Origin of the sequence: Noviherbaspirillum sp., from assembly GCF_035654295.1 — a bacterium.
Lineage (GTDB): Bacteria > Pseudomonadota > Gammaproteobacteria > Burkholderiales > Burkholderiaceae_D > Noviherbaspirillum.
In genome coordinates, this window is the sequence record NZ_DASRXF010000019.1 from 1 (window position 1) to 25,126 (window position 25,126).

Annotated in this window: 18 protein-coding genes; 9 read left to right on the forward strand and 9 right to left on the reverse strand. The window is 64.2% G+C overall.

The features are described 5' to 3' along the window. Positions 1 to 10: 10 nt before the first annotated feature. Positions 11 to 5,146 (forward strand): HAMP domain-containing protein, encoded by a 5,136-nt coding sequence (locus tag VFF99_RS01820; protein WP_414691491.1) that lies wholly within the window; start codon positions 11 to 13, stop codon positions 5,144 to 5,146. A 687-nt stretch (positions 5,147 to 5,833) separates the two neighbouring features. Here the strand turns inward: VFF99_RS01820 and VFF99_RS01825 are convergent. The 5 genes from VFF99_RS01825 to fabI all read right to left on the reverse strand — a co-directional run bounded on the left by VFF99_RS01825 (position 5,834) and on the right by fabI (position 12,501). Then, positions 5,834 to 7,423, reverse strand: coding sequence for an FAD-dependent oxidoreductase (locus VFF99_RS01825; protein ID WP_325014433.1), 1,590 nt, complete (start codon positions 7,421 to 7,423; stop codon positions 5,834 to 5,836). 220 nt (positions 7,424 to 7,643) lie between these two features. Continuing rightward, positions 7,644 to 9,320, reverse strand: a complete 1,677-nt coding sequence (locus tag VFF99_RS01830) for a methyl-accepting chemotaxis protein (RefSeq protein WP_325014435.1) — start codon at positions 9,318 to 9,320, stop codon at positions 7,644 to 7,646. A gap of 437 nt (positions 9,321 to 9,757) precedes the next feature. After that, on the reverse strand, positions 9,758 to 10,207 hold the full coding sequence (locus tag VFF99_RS01835; protein WP_325014437.1) for a hemerythrin domain-containing protein: 450 nt from the start codon (positions 10,205 to 10,207) through the stop codon (positions 9,758 to 9,760). Positions 10,208 to 10,344: 137 nt separating this feature from the next. After that, positions 10,345 to 11,523, reverse strand: coding sequence for a serine hydrolase domain-containing protein (locus tag VFF99_RS01840; RefSeq protein WP_325014439.1), 1,179 nt, complete (start codon positions 11,521 to 11,523; stop codon positions 10,345 to 10,347). A gap of 216 nt (positions 11,524 to 11,739) precedes the next feature. Beyond that, positions 11,740 to 12,501 carry an enoyl-ACP reductase FabI gene (gene fabI / locus VFF99_RS01845; RefSeq protein WP_325014441.1) on the reverse strand — a complete coding sequence of 254 codons (762 nt, stop codon included), beginning with the start codon at positions 12,499 to 12,501 and terminating at the stop codon, positions 11,740 to 11,742. A 201-nt stretch (positions 12,502 to 12,702) separates the two neighbouring features. Between fabI and VFF99_RS01850 the strand changes: the two genes are divergently transcribed. The 6 genes from VFF99_RS01850 (at position 12,703) to VFF99_RS01875 (ending at position 18,930) form a co-directional block, all read left to right on the forward strand. Beyond that, positions 12,703 to 13,437, forward strand: a complete 735-nt coding sequence (locus VFF99_RS01850) for an ABC transporter ATP-binding protein (RefSeq protein ID WP_325014442.1) — start codon at positions 12,703 to 12,705, stop codon at positions 13,435 to 13,437. Then, a complete protein-coding gene (locus tag VFF99_RS01855) occupies positions 13,431 to 15,806 on the forward strand; it encodes an ABC transporter permease (protein WP_325014444.1) in 2,376 nt (791 codons plus the stop codon). Before VFF99_RS01850 ends, VFF99_RS01855 begins: the two co-directional genes overlap by 7 nt. After that, complete coding sequence (locus tag VFF99_RS01860) at positions 15,803 to 17,041, forward strand: efflux RND transporter periplasmic adaptor subunit (protein ID WP_325014446.1); 1,239 nt, start codon at positions 15,803 to 15,805, stop codon at positions 17,039 to 17,041. The genes VFF99_RS01855 and VFF99_RS01860 overlap by 4 nt, the downstream gene beginning before the upstream one ends. Before the next feature lie 151 nt (positions 17,042 to 17,192). Then, a complete protein-coding gene (locus tag VFF99_RS01865) occupies positions 17,193 to 18,302 on the forward strand; it encodes a GNAT family N-acetyltransferase (protein ID WP_325014448.1) in 1,110 nt (369 codons plus the stop codon). Positions 18,303 to 18,345: 43 nt separating this feature from the next. Further along, positions 18,346 to 18,624, forward strand: coding sequence for a type II toxin-antitoxin system ParD family antitoxin (locus VFF99_RS01870; RefSeq protein WP_325014450.1), 279 nt, complete (start codon positions 18,346 to 18,348; stop codon positions 18,622 to 18,624). Further along, positions 18,625 to 18,930, forward strand: a complete 306-nt coding sequence (locus VFF99_RS01875) for a type II toxin-antitoxin system RelE/ParE family toxin (protein WP_325014452.1) — start codon at positions 18,625 to 18,627, stop codon at positions 18,928 to 18,930. 35 nt (positions 18,931 to 18,965) lie between these two features. Here VFF99_RS01875 and VFF99_RS01880 read toward each other — a convergent pair whose 3' ends face one another. Further along, positions 18,966 to 19,886 carry a serine hydrolase gene (locus VFF99_RS01880; protein WP_325014454.1) on the reverse strand — a complete coding sequence of 307 codons (921 nt, stop codon included), beginning with the start codon at positions 19,884 to 19,886 and terminating at the stop codon, positions 18,966 to 18,968. A gap of 200 nt (positions 19,887 to 20,086) precedes the next feature. Here VFF99_RS01880 and VFF99_RS01885 point away from each other — a divergent pair, with 200 nt between their 5' ends. Continuing rightward, entirely contained in the window at positions 20,087 to 21,058 is a 972-nt protein-coding gene (locus VFF99_RS01885; protein WP_325014456.1) for a 2-dehydropantoate 2-reductase, read from the forward strand. Positions 21,059 to 21,224: 166 nt separating this feature from the next. Here the strand turns inward: VFF99_RS01885 and VFF99_RS01890 are convergent, their stop codons facing one another. The 3 genes from VFF99_RS01890 to VFF99_RS01900 are packed head-to-tail and all read right to left on the reverse strand — an operon-like array spanning position 21,225 to position 24,509. Beyond that, positions 21,225 to 22,106 carry a M48 family metallopeptidase gene (locus VFF99_RS01890; RefSeq protein WP_325014458.1) on the reverse strand — a complete coding sequence of 294 codons (882 nt, stop codon included), beginning with the start codon at positions 22,104 to 22,106 and terminating at the stop codon, positions 21,225 to 21,227. A 1-nt stretch (position 22,107) separates the two neighbouring features. After that, positions 22,108 to 22,632, reverse strand: a complete 525-nt coding sequence (locus VFF99_RS01895; protein ID WP_325014460.1) for an SH3 domain-containing protein — start codon at positions 22,630 to 22,632, stop codon at positions 22,108 to 22,110. Continuing rightward, a complete protein-coding gene (locus VFF99_RS01900) occupies positions 22,629 to 24,509 on the reverse strand; it encodes an adenylate/guanylate cyclase domain-containing protein (RefSeq protein WP_325014462.1) in 1,881 nt (626 codons plus the stop codon). Before VFF99_RS01900 ends, VFF99_RS01895 begins: the two co-directional genes overlap by 4 nt. Before the next feature lie 193 nt (positions 24,510 to 24,702). On the opposite strand from VFF99_RS01900, the gene VFF99_RS01905 reads away from it, so the two are divergent. After that, the gene (locus tag VFF99_RS01905) at positions 24,703 to 25,125 is read left to right on the forward strand and encodes a universal stress protein (RefSeq protein WP_325014464.1); all 423 of its coding nucleotides are present in this window, start codon (positions 24,703 to 24,705) and stop codon (positions 25,123 to 25,125) included. Position 25,126: the final 1 nt, after the last annotated feature.

Genomic DNA, 25,126 nt, shown 5'->3' on the forward strand with positions numbered 1-25,126 from the left:
GGTGAACTCGATGGCGGGCAACCTGACCTCGCAGGTGCGTAACATCGCGGACGTGACCACCGCCGTGGCGAACGGCGACTTGTCCAAGAAGATCACCGTGGACGTGCGCGGCGAGATTCTGCAGCTGAAGGACACCATCAATACCATGGTGGACCAGCTGCGTTCGTTTGCATCGGAAGTGACGCGCGTGGCGCGCGAGGTGGGCACCGAAGGCAAGCTCGGCGGACAGGCGAACGTGCCGGGCGTCGGCGGCACATGGAAAGATCTCACCGATAACGTGAACTTCATGGCGTCCAACCTGACGGGCCAGGTGCGTAACATCGCCGACGTGACCACCGCGGTGGCGAACGGCGACCTCTCGAAGAAGATTACCGCCGACGCCAAGGGCGAGATCCAGCTGCTCAAGGACACCATCAACACCATGGTGGACCAGCTTTCCTCGTTCGCATCGGAAGTGACCCGCGTGGCGCGCGAAGTGGGTACCGAAGGCAAGCTGGGCGGCCAGGCGCAGGTGAAAGGCGTGGCAGGTACCTGGAAGGACTTGACCGACTCGGTGAACTCGATGGCGGGCAACCTCACCGCGCAGGTGCGCAATATCGCGGACGTGACTACTGCGGTGGCAAACGGCAACCTGTCGAAGAAGATCACGGTGGACGTGAAGGGCGAGATTCTCGAGTTGAAGAACACCATCAACACCATGGTGGATCAGCTCTCCTCGTTCGCATCGGAAGTGACGCGCGTGGCGCGCGAAGTGGGTACCGAGGGCAAGCTCGGCGGCCAGGCACAAGTGAAAGGCGTTGGCGGCACCTGGAAAGACCTGACCGACAACGTGAACTTCATGGCGTCGAACCTCACCGGCCAGGTGCGTAACATCGCGGACGTGACCACTGCGGTGGCGCGCGGCGATCTGTCCAAGAAAATCACGGTGGACGTGAAGGGCGAAATTCTCGAGCTGAAGAACACCATCAACGTGATGGTGGACCAGCTGAACTCGTTCGCCTCGGAAGTGACGCGCGTGGCGCGCGAAGTGGGTACCGAAGGCAAGCTGGGCGGCCAGGCGCATGTGAAAGGCGTGGGCGGCACCTGGAAGGACCTGACCGACAACGTGAACTTCATGGCCTCCAACCTTACCGGCCAGGTGCGTAACATTGCCGACGTGACCACTGCCGTGGCGCGCGGCGACCTGTCGAAGAAGATTACCGCGGACGCCAAGGGCGAAATCCTGGAACTGAAGAACACCATCAACGTGATGGTGGACCAGCTTTCCTCCTTCGCTTCGGAAGTGACCCGTGTGGCGCGCGAAGTGGGTACCGAGGGCAAGCTGGGCGGACAGGCGAACGTGTCGGGCGTAGCCGGCACCTGGAAGGATTTGACCGACTCGGTGAACTCGATGGCGGGCAACCTGACCTCGCAGGTGCGTAACATCGCCGAGGTGACCACGGCGGTCGCAAACGGCGACCTGTCGAAGAAAATTACCGTGGACGTGCGCGGCGAGATTCTGCAGCTGAAGGACACCATCAACACCATGGTGGACCAGCTCCGATCGTTTGCATCGGAAGTGACGCGCGTGGCGCGCGAAGTGGGTACCGAGGGCCGTCTCGGCGGCCAGGCCAATGTCCCCGGGGCATCGGGCACATGGAAAGACCTCACCGACAACGTGAACTTCATGGCGGGCAACCTGACCGCCCAGGTACGTAACATCGCGGAAGTGACGACGGCGGTGGCGCGCGGCGACCTGTCGAAGAAGATCACCGTGGACGTGAAGGGCGAGATTCTCGAATTGAAAGACACCATCAACGTGATGGTGGACCAGCTTTCCTCGTTCGCTTCGGAAGTAACCCGTGTGGCGCGCGAGGTGGGCACCGAAGGCAAGCTGGGCGGCCAGGCGCAGGTGGAAGGCGCGGCCGGCACCTGGAAAGACCTGACCGACAACGTGAACTTCATGGCGGCCAACCTCACCGCCCAGGTGCGCGGTATCGCCGGCGTGGTGACCGCGGTGGCAAGCGGCGACCTGAAGAAGAAACTCACGGTGGCGGCACGCGGCGAAATCGCGGCGCTGGCCAACACCATCAACGAGATGACCGACACGCTCGCGGTGTTCGCGGACCAGGCCACCACCGTGGCGCGCGAAGTGGGCGTGGAAGGCAAGCTGGGCGGCCAGGCATCGGTGCCGGGCGCCGCAGGCACGTGGAAGGACTTGACCGAAAACCTGAACCGGATGGCGGCGACGCTGACCACCCAGGTGCGGGCGATTGCGGAAGTGGCGACGGCGGTGACGCGCGGTGACCTCTCGCGTTCGATCCAGGTGGAAGCGCGCGGCGAAGTTTCCTACCTGAAGGACAACATCAACGAGATGATCCGCAACCTGAAGGAGACGACGCAGAAGAACGCGCAGCAGGATTGGCTGAAGACCAACCTCGCGCGCTTCACCCGTCTGCTGCAGGGCCAGCGCGACCTGGAGGCCGTGTCGGCCATGATCCTGTCGGAACTGGCGCCGCTGGTGTACGCCCACCACGGCGTGTTCTACCGCATGGACGCGGCGCAGGACGATCCCTGCCTGCGCGCGGTCTCGACCTACGGCTACCGTTCCGCCGAGGAACTGACGCGCAGTTTCCGGCCCGGCCAGGGACTGGTCGGCCAGTGCGCACTGGAGAAACAACGCATCTGGCTCACCAATGTGCCGCGCGACTACATCCAGATCACCTCCGGACTCGGCGCCGCGCCGCCCACCAACATCGTGGTGCTGCCCATCCTGTTCGAACAGCAGGTGATGGCCGTCATCGAGATCGCGTCGCTGGAGCGCTTTACCGAGACCCACCTGTCCTTCCTCGACCAGCTGATGGAATCGATCGGCGTGGTGCTCAACACCATCGAGGCCAACAGCCGCACCGAATCGCTGCTGACCCAGTCACAGTCGCTGGCGCAGGAGCTGCAGCAGACCAACCTCGAACTGGCGGAAAAGGCGCGCCTGCTGTCGGAGCAGAACATCGAGGTGGAACGCAAGAACCGCGAAGTGGAACAGGCGAAATTTGCGCTGGAGGAAAAGGCGACACAGCTCGCCCTGTCCTCGAAGTACAAGTCCGAGTTCCTGGCCAACATGTCGCACGAACTGCGCACGCCGCTCAACAGCTTGCTGATCCTGGCGCAACAGTTGTCCGACAACCCGGAGGGCAACCTGAGCGAAATGCAGGTGGAGTTCGCGCGGACGATCTACGGCTCCGGCAGCGACCTGCTGACCCTGATCAACGACATCCTCGACCTGTCGAAGATCGAATCCGGCACGGTGACGCTGGAGATGAGCGAATACCGCTTCGATTCGCTGCGCGTGTATGTGGAGCGTACCTTCCGCCACATGGCGAACGTGAAGAAGATCGATTTCAGCATCGAGCTCGGTCCCAACCTGCCGCCGTCGATGCGCACCGATACCACGCGCCTGCAGCAGATCCTGAAAAACCTGCTGTCCAATGCCTTCAAGTTCACGCCGCATGGCCAGGTAGCGCTGCGCATCGGGGTGGCGAAGGCGGGATGGACGCCGGGTCACCCCGACCTTTCCGCTGCGGATACCGTGCTCGCATTCTCGGTGGCGGACACCGGCGTGGGCATCTCGCACGACAAGCTGCAACTGATCTTCGAAGCCTTCCAGCAAGCCGATGGCAGCACCGCCCGCAAATATGGCGGCACCGGCCTCGGACTATCGATCAGCCGCGAGCTGGCGCGCCTGCTGCACGGCGAGATCCGGGTGGAAAGCGAACTGGGTGTCGGCAGCACGTTCACGCTATACCTTCCGTATCAGCGCGACGCCGCCGTCGAGTACGACTATCCGGCGCAGGACAAGGAAGAGCACGCGCCGGTGAGCCGCCTCCCCGCGCCGGAACGCCTTGCGGACGTGACGGACCTGCCGGAGCCCGAGGCCGTGCTGACGGAGGACGAAGAAGAGCTGCCGCGCGACGACCGCGCGCTTGTCTCGCCCGGCGACCACGCGGTACTGATCGTGGATGACGACGAAGGCGACGCAATGACCTTGCTCGGCCAGGCCCGCGAGAGCAACTTCAAGGGCATCGTTGCACGGCAGGCCGAATCGGCACTGGCGCTGACCCGCGATTACCGCCCCGCCGCGATCCTGCTCGACGTCGATCGCAGCGGCGCCGACGGTTTTGCCGTCCTCGAACGCCTCAAGCGCGACCCCGGGACGCGGCACATCCCGGTGCATGTCCTCTCCGGAAACGATGCGCGCGAACGCGCGCTGCGCCAGGGCGCCATCTCTTACCTGCAAAAGCCCGTCAGCGTGGCGCGCATGCAGGAAGAGCTGACGCGCATCCAGCAGTTCGTCACGAACGACAGGCGCCACCTGCTCGTCGTTGAGGATGATCCGATCCAGCGCGACGCCATCGTCCGGCTGATCGGCGGCGCGGATGTGCACATCGAAGCGGTCGACACGGGGCAGGAAGCGCTGCGGCTCCTCAGACGCGCGCCCTTCGATTGTGTCGTTCTCGACCTGAGCCTGCCGGACATCGACGGCTTTGCGTTGCTCGAGCAGATCGGCGCCGACTATGCGCTGCGCGACGTGCCCATCGTCATCAACACCGCCGTCGAACTGACGCCGGACGAAACGGAAAGGCTGCAACGGCTGGCCAAGACCATCGTCCTCAAGGATGCCCGCTCGCCGGAACGCCTGGTCTCCGAAACTGCCCTCTTCCTGCATCGTTCGCAGGAAAACCTGCCCGAGACGCAGCGGCGCATGCTGGACGACGCCGCTGCGGCCGACGTCAACCTCGCCGGCCGCAAAGTGCTGATCGTCGACGACGACCTGCGCAACATCTTTGCCCTCAGTTCCGTGCTGGAACGCCAGCACATGAAAGTGCTGTATGCCGAGAACGGGCGCGACGGCATCGACGTGCTGCAATCCGACCCATCGATCGACATCGTGCTGATGGACATCATGATGCCCGGCATGGACGGCTACGACACGATGCGCGCGATTCGCAAGAACCCGAAGTTCAGGCAACTGCCGATCATCACCCTGACGGCCAAGGCGATGAAGGGCGACCGCGATAAATGCATCTCGGCCGGCGCGTCCGACTACATCACCAAGCCGGTGGATGCGGGGCAGTTGCTGTCGTTGATGCGGGTGTGGATCGAAGGGTGAGGGAAAGGTGCAGACAATTCCGCCAACGGGCACCGGCATGCCCGAGAAATACGCGGAATTGTCTGCAGATTCGCGCCCGGCACACTAAAGCCGGGTTATATGCGAACCACCCTTGGGAGTAAGGGCGAAGCAATTCTAAACAGGCTCCTGGCATTTCTATAACAGTATTAGCCAATGCATTAGTGACCGGGCGGACCGTGTTGAAAACATCTGGATGCCCTGCTAGTCATCGGGAGGCCGCCTCGGCTGCCCCCTCGACGACAGCTCACGCTCCTTGTTCTCCCGCCACCAGCCGAGGAACCGGTCGAAGCGGCCATCGAATTTGTCCCTTTTCAGCCCCTCGTATATCTCGCTGCAGGCAGCAGCGCTGTCCAGGCTGATCTGGCCCTGGACTGCGGAGAATTCGCAATCCCAGTACGCTTTTTCAGCCTCGGCCTGTGTCCATCCGCCAGCAACAGCGGCGGTACAAGCCAGGAGAACTGCGCCCGCGGCAGCCATTGTCGCTGCTCCAAGACATTGGGGGATACATAGTGTAGGCCGAGGAACGCGCCATTCCATTGGATGCGTGCCAAGCGGGGATGACGTGGATCAGATGTTCGTGAAACGGGCCGCTACTTGCTTTACGGCCATTTCCAGCTCGCACCGGCTTTTTCGCGGCCAGGCACCTGGATCGATGTCCCCTGTCGTCTAGACCCCCGGCCGTGGCCGGTGCGCATCGCCCGGCCCCGCCTGCTTCATGTCGCCGCTATCGAGCGTCGCGGCCTCCAACGCCGTGGCGGCTGGCCCGTGCAGCACCTCGCCGTCCACATCGAATCGCGAGCCATGGCAGGGGCAATCCCAGGAACGTTCCGCCGAGTTCCAGTGCACGACGCAGCCGAGATGGGTGCACTTGGCGGAGACCGCATGCAGTGCGCCCTGCTCATCCCGGAACACGGCCAGCTTGCGCGTGCCGTCACGCAAGATAGCGCCCTCGCCCGCCGCGATCTCTTGCGCGGAATCCACTTCGCCGCCGGTCACCCATTCGCCATACTTGGACAGGGTGTCGGCCTGCTCGACCACGAAATCGGACATGCCGTGCTTGACCTTGCGCGCCGGGTCGTACACGGAGCTCCATGGGTTCTCGCGGCCCATGATCATGTCGGTCACCAGCATGGCGCCGATGGTCGTATGGGTCATGCCGTTGCCGGAATCGCCGGTAATGACGTAGACGTTCTTGTCGTCCATAGGATTGCGTCCGAGATAGGCCGGGCCGTCGGACGGCTCCATGACTTCGCCCGACCAGCGGTATTCGACCGCCTGCGCCATCGGGAAGCGCTCGCGCACCCAGCGTTCGATCTCGTCGTAGCGATGCTCCGGATGCGTGTCCTCCCCCACCTTGTGGTCGGCGCCTCCGACGATGAGGATGTCGTCGGGCGCCGACGGGTCGGGCGTCTCCAGGCGGATGTAGTAGTAGGGATCGCCGGTGTCCCATAGCAGGATGCGCGGGACCGAGCCGCGCGGCACGCGCACGCCGATCGCGTAGGTACGGTAACCGGCCTGCTTGGTGTGCATGACGACGCGGTCGTTGAATGGTGTGTTGGTGGCGACCACGACGGCCTTGGCGCGGATGCGGCCGTTGGTCGTGGATACCGTCTGCAGCGTGTCGTTGCCGGAGACATCGAGGGCGCGCGTCCCGCCATAAATCTTCCCGCCCTGGCGGGTAATGCCATGGGCAAGGCCGGCAAGGTATTTCAGCGGGTGGAACTGCGCCTGGTTGCGGTAATGGACGCAGGGCCCGGTGTCGAAGCTCAGCCCGGGCACGCGGTCGAGCAGCTCCACGTCGGCGCCGGCGCGGTGCGCGGCCTCGAATTCCTTCTGCAGATCCTGGAATCCGTTATCGGGCAGCGCGTAAAGGTAGCCGCTCAGCCGTTCGAATTCGCACTCGATGTTTTCCAATGCGATGATCGATTCGACCTGGGTGATTGCCTGAGAAAAACTGTCCGCCACGCGTTTTGCCGCTTGCTCGCCAAAGCCGCTCTCGACGTCGGTGTACCACTCGTCCGGCGGAAAGAAATGCGCGGTGGTGCGCCCGGTTTCGCCTGCGCCCACGCCAAGCGCGTCGATCACGACCACCGAGCGGCCCTGCCTGCCGAGCAGGTAGGCGGTACTCAGGCCGGCGATACCGGCGCCGATGACGCAAACCTCAGTATCGATGTCGGCTGCCAGGGGTGGGAAAACAGGTACGTCGGCGGTCGCCATCCAGACCGAAGAAGACATGCCATTGGTTGCTTCCAGCATGATGTGCCCTTTCTATCCGCGTTGCATGGTTCACGCCCCGGCTTGCGGGCGTGCGTTTGCGGATAGACAAGGAGCGCAGCGATAGGTTTATCGCGAGGACGGCGGCATTGCGCGTCCTCAAGCCGCCAAGCCGGAATGCGCCAGCGGCAAGTTTTCACGCAGGCAAGCTGTACGGGCCGGCCGGGGATACCGGCCGTCAGCCTGCCGTTTTTCTCGCGGATCAGCCGCGCAGCCGCAGCGCAGCTTTCTTGACGGCGCCGAGAGGCAGCACCTTCGCCACGCTTTCCTTGCGCGGTTCGGGCAATTGCCCGGCCGGCACCGGAGCGTGGACGGGGGCGGTGGCGCGGCCCGATCCGCTCAGGTCGAACGCGGCGACCGTCTGGCCAAGGGCTGCTGCCCGCATTTCCATCGCGGCAGCGGCAGCGGCGGCTTGCTCCACCAGGGCGGCATTCTGCTGGGTCATCTCGTCCATGGTCGAGATGGCCCGGTTGATCTCCTCGATGCCGCGGCTCTGTTCCTGGCTGGCTTCGGTGATCTCGTTCATGATGTCCGCCACATGCTTGACTGCGGCCACGATCTCGGCCATCTGGCGCCCCGCGTCGTCGACCAGGGCATTGCCGCTGTCGACCTTCTTGACGGAATCGCTGATCAAATCCTTGATTTCCTTCGCCGCCTGCGCGGAGCGTTGCGCCAGCGTGCGCACCTCGGAGGCGACGACCGCGAAGCCGCGGCCCTGCTCGCCCGCGCGCGCTGCCTCGACGGCGGCGTTGAGCGCGAGGATGTTGGTCTGGAAAGCGATGCCGTCGATCACGCCGATGATGTCCACGATCTTGCGCGAGCTGTCCTTGATCGACCCCATCGTCTCGACCACATGACCGACGACTTCCCCGCCCTTCACGGCCGACTCCGATGCCGAACGCACGAGGTTGTTGGCCTGCTGTGCATTTTCGGCATTGTGGCGGACGGTGGAGGTGAGTTCCTCCATTGAAGAAGCGGTCTCCTGCAGCGCGCTGGCCTGCGATTCCGTGCGCGAAGACAGGTTGGAATTGCCGGCGGAGATTTCATTGGAGGCGGTGCCGATTTCATCCGTCCCCGCGCGCACCTGGCTGACGATCTTGGACAGACTCTCATCCATTTCCTTGAGGGCGCGCAGCAGTTCGCTGGTTTCATCCTTGCCCTCGACCACGATGTCGGCGCCGAGCCGGCCCGCCGCCACGCGCTTGGCCACGCCCACCGCATCCTGCAGGGGCTGGGTGATGCTGCGCGTGGTGAAGAACGAGAGCACGCCGCCGGTGACCACGGTGATCGCGCCCATCAGCATGAGCAGGTAGGTCAGGCGCTGTCCTGCCGCTTCCGAGCCTTCGATCAGGCCTTCGACCGCTTTCTGCTGCATGTCGACCAGCTTGTCGATCTCGGCAATGGCCTGCTGGTTAAGCGGGTCGATGCGCGACGAGATCAGCTTGCCCGCGGCTTCGTTCGCATACTCCTTGACCTTCTCGATGGCTTCCTTGAAGGGTTCCTCGGTCTTCTTGTTGAGTTCGGCAATGTTGGCGACGATGGCCTTCTCCTGCTCGGAGAGGCCGAGCGCGAGGATCTTGTCCTGCGCCTCCTGGAAGCGCTTGCGCTGCACCAGCGCCTTTGCCTCTTCCTTCTGCATTTCCGGCGTGCTGTATTGCAGGCCGACGTTGCGCATCGCAATGCCGCCTTCCAGTACGGCACTGCGCATGGCGCTGGCCACGGCCACCTTTGCGGTCGCCACTTTCAGGCCCTCGTTCTGGACCTGGCGTCCATTGGCGCTGATGACGATGTCTGCCGCCAGCACGCAGACAACCAAGACAAGAATGATTCCGAAGCCGATTCCCAGCCGCGTACCGATTCGCACCGTACGTAAATTCATAGCAGTCTCCCCCGACCAAATTGCGCGGAGCAACGAGAGTCAGCCTGCCGGACTGATCGTCCGATCGAATGTTTTTTGACTGAGTTCCGCTGCGATACACCATCAAGCGTGCAATAAGCACACCCCAGCAGGGGCAGTGTAAATGAGGGAAGTCGGAATTGCCAGCGCGCAACTGTAAGTATTTTTCCTACGCAGGGACTACCTGTACGACTTTCATACAGGAACGGATTTCTCCATTTTTCCGGCTCGCATCCGGCTGACAAGAGCGCCGCTGGAGGCCGCACCAGCACTGGCGTTCGCCTGCCTCAGCCAGGTTTCCATAGTGTATCGAAACCAGACAGTGCCGCGATGTCCGGGTTTCGAGCACTCTACGGTTGTTGCTCAACAGCAACAATAAAGATGTAAGGAAACGATGCACATGTGCCGGCAACGCAGCGTCAGCGGCCGGAGCCTTGGCGGATGCGTTCGGCCGCCCGGCGTATCGCGGACGGGTTAATATCGCCTTTCTCCGCATCCAGCGCGAAGGCCAGCGCGGTATCCATCGTGGAGAGGTGGTACAGGAACCACTGGGGCAGCAGTTCGGCCGCCTCGCGCCCGAGCGCGACATCGCCGCTCATCACGTGCGGCGCGACATGATGCAGCGCGGCCAGCACGCGCGCATGCTGCTCGCGGTGCCCGTGCAGGCCGGGATAATCGATCTCCTCCATGAGCTCTTCCTCTTCACGGAAGTCTTTTTCGACCTTTTCGATCAGGCGCATGAACCCCTGCGCGAAGCGGCTGTCGGGCGTCGTCAGCAGTTCACTCAGGTCCTCGAGGAATTCCTCATGCGCGGCATCCATGCCGGTCACCCCAAGCGACATGTCCTGGGTCCATTTGATCGCTTGCATCGCAGACTCCCTTCAAGACCTATTCTGATTGAGGCAGTCTAGAAGAATTTCATTGGCCTTCAAGGACAGAACCCGGTACGACGGCCTCGCCGCAACGGAAGCGCTTGAGCTGGATCAACGAAAACGAAACTCGTGGCCTAGAGAGCGGCATAGACGAGGTTGCGGAACAGCTGCCGGTAATGGGTGCGCTGCTCCGGCGCCTGCATCATGAAGATCGCGAGCAGGTCTTCGGCGGGGTCGATCCAGAAGTACGTGCCGGCAAGCCCGCTCCAGCTGTAATCGCCGATCGATCCCGGCATCAGTGCGCCGCCTTCATGCGTGCGCACGGAGAAGCCGAGGCCGAAACCGTAGCCCGGCCCAGGCAGGTAGCTCAGGCCGGAGCGTGCCAGCGGCAGGCCGACGAGATGGTCGCTCGTCATGTACCCGAGCATCTTGCGCGACAGCAGCCGGACGCCGTCGAGCTCGCCGCCGTTGGCCAGCATTTTGGCGAAACGGAAGTAGTCGTGCAGCGTCGACATCATCCCGCCGCCGCCGCCCATGAAGCTGGGCTTGCGCCGCGGCTGGTTCAGCTTCACTTCAGTGCCAGTCACCGGGTCGGTGCCATAGGCTTCCGCGATGCGGTGGTGCTGGCTCTCTTCCACCCAGAAGCCGGAATCCTTCATGCCCAGCGGACGCAGGATGCGCTCGGCCAGCAGCGCATCGAGCGACATGCCGGAGACGCGCTCCAGCAGCACGCCGAGCACGTCGGTCGCGTGGCTGTATTCCCATACCGTTCCCGGCTGGTACATCAGCGGCAGCTGCCCCATCAGGCGGATGAACTCGTCGCTGGTGGCGCGCGGGCTGCCGATACCGGCCTTGCGGTATTCTTCCTTGACCAGCGAGTCGCCGAAGATGCCGTAGGTGAAACCGGCGGTATGGCGCAACAGGTCCTGCACGGTGATCGGCTGCAGCGCGTCTTCCAGCTGCAGGATACGCTTGCCCTTGGCATCGGCCTTTTCCACGCCCACCTTCAGTCCGCGCAGCTCGGGCAGGTGGTTCACGATCGGATCGCTGAGCAGCAACCTGCCCTGCTCGACCAGCATCATGGCGGCCACCGATACGATGGGCTTGGTCATCGAATAGATGCGGAAGATGCTGTCCAGCGCCATCGGCTTGCTGCCCGCCGGGTCCTGCACGCCAATGGCCGCCTCGCAGGCGATCTCGCCGCCGCGCGCGACCAGCATTGCGGCGCCGGGAATGAAGCGTGCCTGGATATCCGCCTCGATGCGCTTGGTCAGCGCCTCCAGCCGTTGTGCCGAAAAACCGTGCTTGCCCATGTCTGCCATCCTCGTCCGTTATGTCCGTCCAAAATCGAACGGTCGTCTGGATTTTAATGGATGACAGAGAAACCCGCCGCCCGGCCGCAAACAAGGCTGTCATTCCTGCGAAAGCAGGAATCCAGCGGCGTGATACGGCGCATGCAAGACACTGGATCCCGACTTTCGTCGGGATGACGGCGCTGAGTTCAATCTTGAGTGAGTGGAATTGCCGCCTCAGCCCATGACGTGGTAACCGGCGTCGATGTACTCCACGTTCCCGGTCAGGGATCGCGCGCCGTCGCTGGCGAGGAAGGCGGCGACATGGCCCACATCCTCGATGGTGGCGAGCATCCGTTCGGGCGCGCGTTCCTTCGCCCGTTCCAGCAGCGCGTCGAAGTGGCCGATGCCCGAGGCGGCGCGCGTTAGCAGCGGCCCCGGCGACAGCGCATGGACGCGTATGCCTTTCGTGCCGAGCTCGGCGGCAAGGTAGCGCACCGTGCTTTCCAGCGCGGCCTTCACCGGCCCCATCATGTTGTAATGCTCCACCACCCGCTCGGAGCCGAAGAATGTCACCGTCTGCAGGCAGCCGCCCTCCTTCATCAGCGGTTCGGCCAGCTTTGCCATGCGGGTGAAGGAGTGGCAGGACACTTCCATTGCCATCGCAAAGCCTTCTTTCGAGCAGTCGACCAGACGGCCCTGCAGGTCTTCCTTCGGGGCAAAGGCGATCGAGTGCAGTACGAAATCCAACTTGCCCCATTCCTTCTCGATGCGTGCAAACACCGCCTCGAGCTGCCCTTCCTCGCGCACGTCGCAGGGCACGATGATGGGGCTGCCGAGTGCTTCCGCCAGCGGACGGACATGAGGTTCGGCCTTCTCATTCAGGTAAGTGATGGCGAGTTCCGCCCCGGCGTTGCGGAATGCGCGCGCGCATCCGTAGGCGATGCTGTTGTCGTTCGCAATCCCGACAACCAGGCCTTTCTTGCTGGTGAGAGTCATTCTTCCATTGCTCCGTGTTCTGCCGGCAATCAGCGTGCCGGGTTACGCATGCATGAAGCGACCAAGGGTACCGGAATCCGCCCGCAGCGCAACAAGCTCACCCGGGGCGACGCCATCCATTTGGGCGCGGTTGACCTGGATCAACAAAATTTCGCGCTGAACTGAGTACGGTGGGCGCGTTACCGTTGCAGGAATTGAACGATGTCCGCACCGATGCCCGCCGCCGCCATGCTCACGCCCGTATTCAGCCTCCGCGGCGTGGGAAAGACTTACACCATGGGGGAAATCGAGGTGCCGGCGCTGCGCGACGTCGATCTTGACCTGTATGCCGGCGAGTTCGTCGTGCTGCTCGGCGCCTCGGGCAGCGGAAAATCCACGCTGCTCAACATCCTCGGCGGGCTCGACACGCCCACGTCCGGCAGCCTGCACTACCTCGATGAAGACCTGACGCACGCCGGCGACGCCACCCTGACCGCCTTTCGGCGCGAACATGTGGGCTTCGTCTTTCAGTTCTACAACCTGATTCCCAGCCTGACCGCGCTGGAGAATGTGCAGCTCGTCACGGAAATCAGCCCGGACCCGATGGACGCCGCCGAAGCCTTGCGGCTCGTGGGGCTGGAGGAGCGCATGCACCATTTCCCGGCCCAGCTCTCGGGGGGCGAACAGCAGCGCGTCGCCATTGCGCGTGCCATCGCCAAACAGCCGGACATGCTCTTGTGCGACGAGCCGACCGGCGCGCTCGACTTCCGTACCGGCAAGCTGGTGCTTGAGGTGCTGGACCGCATCAACCGCGAGCTTGGTACCACCACCGCCGTCATCACCCACAACGCGGCGATCGCGGGCATGGCGCACCGGGTGATCCACATCAGCAGCGGACGCATCACGCGGATCGAGACCAACGAACAGCGCGTGCCGCCGGGAGAGATCCAGTGGTAGCCTTCGCCCTGCGCCCGGTCGATCTCAAGCTGTTGCGCGACCTCTGGCGCATGCGCGGACAGGCGCTGGCGATCGCGATGGTCGCCATGTGCGGCATCGCCACGCTGGTCACCATGCGCGGTTCCTACGAGGCGCTGCTCGATGCGCAGGCCTCCTATTACGAACGCTACCGCTTCGCCGACGTGTTTGCGCATCTCAAGAACGCGCCGCTCACCCTCGTCGCCCGCGTGCGCGAAATCCCCGGCGTCAACGAAGCCGACGGCCGCGTGGTGTTCGATGCCTCGCTGGACGTGCCCGGGCTGGACGAACCGGCCAGCGGCCGGCTGGTATCGCTGCCGCCAACGCCCGGCACCGGACTCAACCGCGTCCACCTGCGCAGCGGCCGCCTGCCTGAAGCAGGCAACCGCCTTGAAGTCCTCGCCAGCGAAGCCTTTTGCGCCGCCAACAAGCTGCGCCCGGGCGACAGCATTGCCGCCATCATCAACGGCAGGAAGGAGCGCCTGCACATCGTCGGTATCGGCATCTCGCCGGAATACGTGAATGAAATCAAGGGCAACAGCTTCCCCGACAACCGCCGCTTCGGCGTGCTGTGGATGGCGCACGAGGCGCTTGCCGCCGCCCTCAACATGCGCGACAGCATCAACGACATCACGCTCATCCTGGCGCCGCATGCCAGCGAGTCGCGTGTGATCGAGCAGCTCGATATCCTGCTGGCGCCCTACGGATCGCTCGGCGCCTATGGACGCAAGGAACAGGTGTCACACAGTTTCATCGACAATGAGCTGGCCTCCAACCGCGTCAGCGGCACGGTGATCCCGGCGATCTTCCTCGCCGTCGCCGCCTTTCTGATCCATAACGTGCTCCTGCGCATCATCACGCTGCAGCGCGCCCAGATCGCCTTGCTCAAGAGTTTCGGTTACAGCAGTTTTTCCGTGGCCGCGCATTACCTCAAGTTCGCCTTGCTGACCGTCATGGCCGGCGGCATCGCCGGAATCGCGCTCGGCAGCTGGCTCGGCCAGGGGCTGGCCGGCCTGTATGCCGAGTTCTATCACTTTCCGCGCATGGAATTCAGGCTGTCCGGATTTGCGGTCGCGGTGTCGCTGGTGATCGCCGCCGCCGCCGCGGTCTTCGGCGCGCTCCTTGCCGCCGCCCGCGTGCTGCGGCTTGCGCCGGCAGAGGCGATGCGTCCCGAAGCGCCGGCCCGGTTCCGCCCCGGGCCGCTGGAACGGCTCGGCCTGCAAGGCGTCATGGCCCTGCCGGTGCGGATGGTGCTGCGCAAGCTGGAACGCAACACCGCCAAGTCGCTGCTCTCCATCCTCGGGCTGGCGCTGGCGGTGTCGCTGATGATCACCGGCCAGTACACCTTCGATGCGCTCAACGAGATCATCCGCCTCCAATTCCGCACCGCGCAGCGCGACGATGTGACCGTCACCTTCAACGAGGCACGCGATCTCTCGGTGGTCCACAACCTTGCCGCGCTGCCCGGTGTGCTGCGCATCGAGCCCTTCCGCAACATGCCGGTCGAGATGCGTTTCCGCCATCGAATGAAGAAGACGGTGGTCGTTGGCCTGGCGCCGGCGCGGGAGCTGCGCATGATCCTCGACGACAGGGAGCGTCCGGTCGACTTGCCGCAGGAAGGCATCGTCCTGACCAAGAAGCTCGCCGAAATCCTCGCCGTTTCCACCGGCGACCTGCTCTCGCTCGAAACACTGGAAGGCAAGCGCCAGACTGTCGAGGTACAGGTGGCGGCCATCGTCGACGAGCCGATCGGCACCTTTTCCTACATGGCCAACAGCGCCCTCGCCCGCGCCGTCTCGGAGCCGGAAACCGCTTCCGGCGCCTTCCTCGCGGTCGACCCTCGGCGGCAGGCCGAGCTCTACCGCCAGCTGAAAGCCGTGCCGGCGGTCGGCAGCGTCAACCTGCGCGAAGCGACCCTGCAAAGCTTCCTGTCCACGGTGGCGGAAAACATGCGGGTCAATACCATCGTCATCGTGACCTTCGCCTGCGTGATCGCATTTGGCGTCGTCTACAACTCGGCGCGCATCGCCCTGTCGGAGCAGGCTGTCGAACTGGCGAGCCTGCGCATTCTCGGATTCACCAAAGGCGAAGTCGGGCGCATGCTGCTGGGCGAACAGGCACTGCTCACGCTGGCCGCCATTCCGCTGGGCTGCGTGCTCGGCTATGGCTTGTCCGCCCTGCTCTCCGAACTGTTGAGCCAGGAATTGTTCCGTATCCCGCTGGTGGTAAGCGTGCGGACTTTCCTGCTCTCGATCGGCGTCGTGCTGCTGTCGGCGGCGGCCTCCGGCTACCTTGTCTGGCGCAAGGTGCAAACCCTCGATCTCATTGAAGTCCTCAAGACACGCGAATGATGGATACCCGTACCCAAGCCCCCATGACCCGCGCCAATGCAACGCGCAAGCGTATTCGTCCGCGCACGATTGCCTGGACGGCCGCGGCAACAGCTGCTGCCGCCGTTCTCCTGTGGTTACTGTTTGCGCCCGAACCGGTGAAGGTGGAGCTCACACAGGTGACGCAGGGGCCGATGCAAGTCAGCGTGAACAACCAGGGCCAGGTGCGCCTGCACGACAAATTCGTTGTCGCCGCGCCGGTGGCCGCCGAGCTGCAACGCATCGAGTGGCATGACGGCGACATGGTCAGGCGCGGCCAGTTGCTGGCGACCCTCAGTCCGCTGCCGATGGATGCGCGGCAACGCCAGGAAGCGGTTGCCCGTCTCGACGCGGCGAAGGCGCTGGCACGCGAAGCCGGCCTGCGCGCCGAACGGGCGATGAGCGACATGCAGCTGGCCACGAGCGAGCGCACCCGTATCGAGCGGCTGGTGGTCAATGAATACATGTCGCCGCAGGCCGCCGAAAAGGCGCTGACCGCGGAAAGGGCCAGCCGCGCCGAGTGGGACGCCGCCAAATCGCGCCAGCAGGCGGCGCAGGCGGACGTGCGCGTTGCCGAAGCTGCGCTCATGGCGAGCGATATCGCCGGCAATGCGTCAGGCGGCAAGCGCCAGATCGACCTGCACGCGCCGGTGGACGGGTACGTGCTCAAGGTCCACGAGCGCAGCGCACGCACCGTGCCTGCCGGCGCGCCGCTGGTCACGATCGGCGATTCCGCGCGTTACGAGATCGTGGCCGACGTGCTCTCCAGCGATGCCGTCAAGATTCGTCCGGGGCACCTCATGCTGCTCGACGGCTGGGGCGGCGGCAAGCTCCTGCAAGCCAAAGTGCGCCTGGTCGAGCCGGTGGCCTTCACCAAGGTTTCCGCGCTCGGCGTCGAGGAACAGCGGGTGAACGTGGTGGCCGATCCGGTGGAGTCGCTCGGCCCGCTGGGCGACGGTTACCGCGTCGAAGCACGCATCGTGATCTGGTCCGCGGACAAGGTCGACAAGGTCGCCGGCAGCAGCCTGTTCCGTGTCGGCGATGCCTGGCATGTATTCGTTGTGGAAGACGGCCGCGCGCGCGAGCGCGAGGTCAGGATAGGCCAGCGCAACCAGGACGAGGCGCAGGTGCTGTCGGGGCTGGCGCCCGGCACCACTGTGGTGCGCTATCCGAGCAATGCTTTGACCGACGGCGTACGCGTCACCGCGGCACGCTGATGCGTGCAGGACACTCGGCCGCAGCGCGTTTTGAGGTCCGACAACAATGCAACGCGCATTTCCTGCGCTGCGCGAACTTCCGCTCCGGCAGCCCGGTCATCATTGAGCACGGGCAGCACGGTCGCTGCCGCGATCCTGGAGACGCGCTTGCATGGAAGCCCGACACACCACGATTTCCCTTTACCAGAACTCGGTCCCCTCCTTCATCGAACCGGAACTCGACGCGCTCTACGGCCACGTGTTTTCCTCGCTGGCGCAATTCCGCGTGTATGACGGCATCGACGCCGCGACGCACACCTACGTTGCCCAGAGCGCCGACAGGACGGAAGCCATCCTGCTGTTCCGCGTGAACGGCCGCCGCGTGCAGGTGCTCAACGAACAGATCGCGATGGCGCCGGACGAGATCAACCGCTTCGCACGCTACGTGTTCGAGACCTGGCGAACGGTAGACGTGATCCGCTTCCCTGCGCTGCTGGCCGATGGCAGCGGCCTCGCCTACCCGCACCAGAAGTTCTACCGCACCGAAGACATCGTCCTGACACTGCCGCCGACGCCGGAAGACTACCTGAACGCGCTGGGCAAGGCCACACGCAAGAACTTCAAGTACCACGGCAATCGGCTGCGGCGCAATTTTCCCGACATGCGCTTCGAAGTCTGGACCGACGGCAATATCCCCGAATCGCACGTACGCGACATCATCGAACTGAACCGCGCGCGCATGGCCACCAAGAACAAGGAATCGGAGATCGATACGGAGGAAGCGGGACGCCTGTCCCGGCTGGTGCGCGAGAGCGGGCTGGTGAGCGCCATGGTCCTCGACGGCCGCGTGGTCGCCGGCACCGTCTGCAGCCGGGTCGGCGCGAACTATTTCATGCATATCAACGCGCACGATCCCGCCTACGACGACGCGCGGCTGGGAAAGCTGTGCTGTTACATGACCATCTGCGACTGCATTACGCGCGGCGGCAAGGAATTCCACTTCATGTGGGGCCGCTTCGAGTACAAGTATCTGCTGCTCGGCGTGCAGCGCGACTACGACGAACTCACCCTCTACCGTTCCCGCGCGCACCTGCTGCGGCACGGCGCCTCCGCATTCCGCATCGCCTACAACGGATATTCGCGGGAGTGGAAATTCCGGCTGCTGGACGTGGCGAACAAGCCCGATGAAAGCAGCCTGCTGCTGCGCACGGCATCACGGTCGCTGAATTTTCTGCGTCAGGTGAAGCAGTCGGGCTTTCGGGGGGTGGTGGCGCGGCATTGAATTTGCTCTACAATAGGATTAAATCCTACTTTTAGGAGCAACCATGAGAGCCACACGGCAGCTGAGCATTACCCTTCCGCATGAAATGGCCGAGATGGTGAGAGCCAAGGTGAGTTCCGGCGAGTATGCGTCGGAGAGCGAGGTGGTGCGTGACGGATTGCGGGCGCTGCTCGTTCGCGAGCGGGCGATTGAATCATGGCTTGTCGCTGAAGTCGGAGCAGCCTACGACGCCTTGAAGAAGGATCCCGCTCGCGGACTCTCAGTGGAAGACGTGCGGGCCGCGTTGGAGCGCGAACACGAGAAAGCGACGGCGAAGAAGTAGATGTTCGAGGTCCAGTTCACGCCGGAAGCCAGGGACCAGCTCGCCAGCATCTACCGCTACATCGCGCATCACGGCTCTCCCGACGCCGCCCGTCGCTACACCAATGCCATCATCAGCGATTGCGAGAGACTTGCGGAAGCCCCTTTTCGAGGCAACAGGCGGGACGACATCCGTCCCGGCTTGCGCACGACCCATTACAAGGGACGCACCATCATCGCTTTCGCCGTGGACGAAGCGAAGCGGTGCGTATTCATCGTTGGTTTGTTTTACGGCGGGCAGGATTACGAGAGAGCATTAGGGGATTGAGCAACGAGACCGCGTGCAGCGGCCCCGTCGAATCCTCACATAGTCTTGCGCTTCTTCCTGCCCTTGTCGTTCTTGCTCTTGGTCAGAACGAAGCCGGCCTTGGAGAACTTGGCCTTGCCTGCCGCCACGCGGGTCGGCGCCTTGGACGGCGCTTTCGCCGACAGGAACGGTTCGCCGGTCACAAGGCGCTGAACGTTCTCCGCGTCCATCAGTCGCGCCGTGCTTTCCTTGGCGTTGAGCAGGACCATGATCACGTGCTTGCCGGCGGCCTGGAAGCGCATCACCAGGCAGCGCCCGGCTTCGCGGGTGAATCCCGTCTTGGAGAGCAGGATGTCCCAGCCGTCGCGGCCGACGAGGCGGTTGGTGTTGCGGTAGTGAACGGTGTGGCCGTTCATGTCGATCATGTCTTCGGTGCCGGTCGACAGGCGGCTGATTTCGGAATACTGCGATGCGGCGCTGACCATTTTGACAAGGTCGGCTGCGGTCGAGCGGTTGTACGGCGACAGACCGGTCGGTTCGGCGATGCTGGTGTGGCGCATGTCGAGCGCAACCAGTTTTTCGCGCACGGCGCGCAGGAAAGCGGGGCTCCCGCCCGGGTAGGTGCGGCCCAGCGCGTGGGCGGCGCGGTTGTCCGAAGACATCAGCGCCAGTTCCAGCAAGTCGCCGCGGCTCAGCACCGTGCCGACCGGTACGCGCGAGGAACTGAATTTCAGGGTGTCGACGTCGCTTTCGTCGATCGTGATCAGCTCGTTCATGTCGAGCTTCGCGTCCAGCACGACCATTGCCGTCATCAGCTTGGTCAGGGACGCGATGGGCACAACCTCATGTGCATTCTTTTCGAGCAGGACGGCGCCGCTCGCTTCGTCGATCACGACGGCGTGCTGCGAGCTCAGCGGCACGGCAAAAACGGACGATGCTGCGCTCAACAGCATGGCCAGGACGGTTTTCTTGAACATTTCCGGGGTAAAAAAACAAGGTTGCACCACGGAATGAATCATAGCGTGTTAATGAGATGCAAGGTTTGCTTTCACGCATTGAATCAAGAAAATATTTCAAGGTGTTGCGTCCGCGTCTTGGCGACTCTTCAAGCAGCTCCCGGCAGGCCCGCGGGAAGGCCGATACAATCCCCGGAGACCCTGTTACTGAAGGAGAAAACGTGTCCGATCCCTCGACTCCGCGCATCCTCGTCATCGGCGCCGGCGCCATCGGCGCGTTCTACGGGGCGGCGCTGCAGGCCGCCGGCGCGGAAGTCTCGGTGGTGTGCCGCAGCGAAGTCGATGCGGTGCGCGAGAACGGCTTTTCAATCGAGAGCAAGCGCCTTGGCGACCGCGTGTTCCGGCCGGCGCAGGTCTTGCGTGCCGCCGGCGACTACAGCGGCGGGCCGCCCGACTACGCGTTGGTGTGCGTGAAGGTGGTGGAAGGGACGGACCGGGCGGCGCTGCTGCGCGACGCCGTCGGGCCCCAGACCGCGATCGTCCTGATCGAAAACGGCGTGGAAATCGAGGACGAGATCGCCGCCGCGTTTCCGCAAAATGAACTCATCAGCGCCCTCGCCTTCGTCCAGGTCAGCCGCATCGCGCCGGGCAAGGTCAGGCATTTCGCCTTTGGCGACCTCAGCTTCGGCAACTACCCTGGCGGCCTGACGGCACGCGCGAAGCAGCTCGGTGCACTGTTCGAATCCGCCGGGATCAAATGCGCGCTGACGGAGGACGTGGTCACCGCGCGTTGGCAGAAATGCCTGTGGAACGCGGTGTTCAACCCGATCTCGGTGATGGGTGGGGTGCTCGATACCGGACACATCCTCGGCACGGCGGAGGGCGAAGCCCTGGTCCGGCGTACGATGGAGGAAGTGTGCAGCGTGGCCGCGGCAACCGGGCATCCGCTGGACCGGGCGCTGATCGGTCAGTTCATCGAGGGCACGCGCAAGGCGCCCGCCTACAAGACCAGCATGGCGCTCGACTATGAGAACGGACGGCCGATGGAAACCGAGGTCATCCTCGGCAACGCGGTGCGCGCGGGGCGGCGGGAGAAGGTTGCCATTCCGTCACTCGAGGCCTTGTATGCGCTGATGAAGATGGTGGAGATGCGGTGCATGCACGACGCTGGATCCCGGCCTGCGCCGGGATGACGGGGGATGGAAAGAGCAGATGCTGCCACCCTCGCCCGCACGCGGGCAGCCGAGGAAGTCCTGCTGCGTCCGACTGCGGGCGGCTAACTTGAATCGCGTATCAACCTCGCCCCGTCATCCCGGCGCAGGCCGGATCCAGCGGCGTTAATGCGCGTAAACGTGTCAGCTACTTCCTGAACTCGCCCAGCCGCACATTCAGTACCTGCCCCTCCGCCCCGGCAAGATTGTCCAGCCGGTCGCGCATCAGACGGTCCAGCAGTTCAATCCGCGCCGCCGGCGCCGGGTGCGTGCGGAACAGCAGGCCGAAGTCGCCGTCGCCCGCATTCTGCCGCTGCAGCATCTGCAGCACCGACGGCAGGCCGTAGGCGTCATACCCGGCCCGTGCCGCAATCACCACGCCCAAGCGGTCGGCCTCGAACTCGTCCTCCTTGTCCAGGCCGCTGGCATACAGCTTCTTGCCGATGTTCAGCAGCGCATTGCGCGCTTCGGGATTGCCCTTGCCGGCGGCATTCAGGACGTCGCCCACCAGCGCAAACCCGGCATTCTTCTGCACCGCGCGCAGATGGTGCTTTTTCAGCACGTGGCCGATTTCATGCGCGAGCACGCCGGCGAGTTCCGCTTCGCTGCGCATGCGCTGCACCAATCCTTTGGTGACGAAGATGTAACCGCCCGGCGTGGCGAAGGCGTTGAAGCCCGCGTCGTCCAGCACGCCGAAGGTCCACGGCAGGTCCGGGCGTTCGGTCTGCATCGCCAGCCAGCGGCCGAGCGTGTTCACATACCGCTGCAATGCCGGGTCATTGACCAGCGGCTTGGCCCCCAGCAGCGTGCCCGCGAATTCCTGCCCGATGCGGATCTCTTCCGGCTCGTCGGTTTCCTTGGTCGCCTTGCCGAGGTTGCTGACCAGATTGGTGACGTTGTTGAGATTGAATCCCCCGCCGCCTCCGCCCCCATTGCCGAAGCCTGGCAGAGAAAACGGCAGTTGCGCGAGCGTGCTGCCGCAGGCGCCGGCCAGAATGAGCGCTACCAACGTATTTTTTGCGATTCCCATGTCAGCCTCCTTCCGCGTGACGGTTGGCCGCCGGAGCCGGCTCCGGCAGGTAGTCGATCTTCACCGCGTTCAGCTTGCTGCGCTGGGCGAAGGCATGTGCGGCGTTCTTGTCGACCGCGTATTTCTGCACCCGGTCCACTTCCGCCGGATTGGCCTGGGCGTTTTGCAAGTCTTCCTCGCTGAGGCCGCGCACGCCGGTGGTCACGGTGGCGGTGTTCGAGGTTCGCCCCGCACCAAGCAGGCTGCCGAGTGCACCGGCAGGGTTGGCAGAGGCAGGCTGCGCTCCGCCTTCCGCCTTCAGGCTGAGCATGCGCACCCAGCCGGTCTGTCCGCCCGCGGTCTTCACCTGGCTCCACGCCCCCTTGCGCGCGAGCACCTCGACCCGGCTGTTTTCCACAAGCGTGGCAAGCGTCGCAGCGTCGGACTGCGGCTGCGCCTGCAGCTCGGTGGCCCGGCTGGTGAGCGCGGTTTCCGCATGCGCTGCGGCGGCCAGCAGGCCGGCGAGCATGAGGATCCATCGTTTCATGTTGTTCTCCTCCTTGGTTCGTACAGGTTGACTTCCGCAGCGCGTCCTTTCACCTGGAAAGCGCCGTGATGCTGGAATGTGAATTCCTCCGCGCCCTTGCAGGCCTCGACCGTTTCCTGCGTCACCAGCACGCGGGCAACGCCCTTGGTCAGGCCCTCGACGCGGCTGGACAGGTTGACGGTGTCGCCGATGGCCGTGTAGTCGAGCTTGCGTTGCGCACCGATGAAGCCGACGACCGCCGGGCCGGTGTGCACGCCGATGCCGACATCGAAATCGCCGACCTCCGAGCCTTCGGACTGCAATTCCCGCTTGAAATCGAGCAGCACCTGCTGCATCTCCAGCGCGGCCGCGACCGCATGGCGGGCATGCTCGGGATCGTCCATCGGCGCGCCCCAGAACGCCATGATGCAGTCGCCGATGAACTTGTCGAGCGTGCCGCCGTGGCGGAACACCACCTCGACCTGGCGCTCGAAATAGCGATTGAGCAGCAGCACCACCTCCTGCGGCGCACGGCTTTCCGATAGCGTGGTAAAGCCGCGGATGTCGGAAAACAGGACGGTGATGTCGCGCGTGCGTCCGGACAGGCTTTCCACGGTTTCGCCCTGCTCCACGATCTGCTGCACCACGTTCGGATTGAGGAAGCGCCGGAACAGGGAAACAGCCTGCTCGCGCGTGCGCCGCTCGCGCAGGTAGCCGGCGATGGCGGCACTGAGGAACCATGCCCAGGCAAAGGCCAGCGGCGTCGCCACCGGCACCAGCAGGTTGCGCTCAAGCGCGCGGTCGGCGACGGCCAGCGCGGCGGCGGTGACGATGGCGAGCGCGGCGCCGATACCCAGCGGATTGAGGCGCCGCGAGAAAGCGGCGGCGACGCCGGCGATGAGGAGCGCGCCGAGCATCAACGGCCACGCCGGCGAGACTGGCGCGATGCTGCGGCCGTTCTTCAGGTTGTCGATGGCAAGTGCAAGCACGTCCACCCCGGGATACCCGGCGCCGAGCGGGGTCAGGTGGTGGTCGAACGAAGCTGTCGCCGAGTTACCGATAACGACGATTTTCTGCCGGAACAGACGGTCAAGCGCCGCCAGTTCTTGTGCGCCGAGCGCCGTCCGTTGTTCCGTCAGGAGGCGGTACAGCTCGCTGTAGGGATAGCGCCGGTGGCCCTGCTCCGGCCAGCGCATCACGAACTCGCTTCTCGCAGGGAGCGCGGTGCCAAGATCGGAAACGATACGCGCCGGCAGCGACGGCAGGCGCCAGCCGTCGAACTCGGTGTAGAGCCGGTAGCGGCGCAGGACGCCATCCTTGTCGTCGAGGCTGTTGATCAGGCCAAGGCGCCATGCGTCGCGCTCCACGGCCAGCGGCAGCAACAGCGAGGCGCTGGCCTCGCGTGCACCGGGTGCGCTGGGCTTGAAGGCTGAAGCCACCGCATCAAGCCGCTCCTGCCGGGCATTGGCACCGAGATGAGCGGCAGGAAGGTAGACAGCGGGCGTGGCACGCAGGGCCTCGGACAGCCTGGCGTCGCTGCGGGGGCGCTTGAAATCGCGCTCGGCGAAGGCGATGTCGAACACCACCGCGCGCGGCTTGAATTCGGCCAGCGCTTCCAGCAGGTCGGCGTGGATCTCGCGCGGCCACGCCCACAGGCCCGCGATGTCCTGCATGGCGGCCATGCTGGCATCGTCGATGTCGACGATCACGATGTCCGGGTCTGCGGTGTAGGCGGCGACATGGCGCTGCATGTAGACGTCGGCCAGCCGCGCCTCGGTCGTCTGCATGAAGCGGAAACCGAAGATTTCGGCTGCCAGGAGCGCCACGAAGGCGCACGCCGCGGCGGCCTTCCACACAACTGGCGGGCCGCCGCGCGATGGTGTCGGGGATTGCTGCATGCCGCAGCACCTCCCGCGCTGCGCGACAAAATTGATCTAAAGCAATATTAGCTGCAAGCCCGCGACTATCGCAAGCAGCTGCAAAAAGTGCCTGAGTGCAGCAAATCCGGTGCATTTTGACTCACATCAAATGCATTCCGGGGTGCGCCCGGTAGCCTCCCCGAGAGAATCACACAGTCCCAAGGAGCCCTAGATGCGCAAGATCCTCGTCCCGGTCGATGCTTCTGAAAGCGCGCAGCGCGCCGCGCGCCATGCAGCGATGCTGGCCGGCGACAACACCGATGTCCAGATCCATGTCCTCAATGTGCAGGCGCCGCTTGAAGTGCGGGCGCACGCCTATCTTTCCCAGCAGGAAGAGAAAGCGATCCAATCCGCGGATGCCCAGCACGTCCTGCAGCCGATCATGCAGATTCTCGACGATGCCGGCGTGCCCTACCGTACCGAATGGCGGACCGGCGACGTCGCTCCCACCATCGCCGCCTACGCCGATGAAACCGGCTGCGAGGCCATCGTGATGGGGACGCGCGGGCTGGGGCCGGTCGGCAACCTCGTGATGGGTTCAGTGGCCAACAAGGTCGTTCATATCGTCAAGGTGCCGGTCACGCTGGTGAAATAAG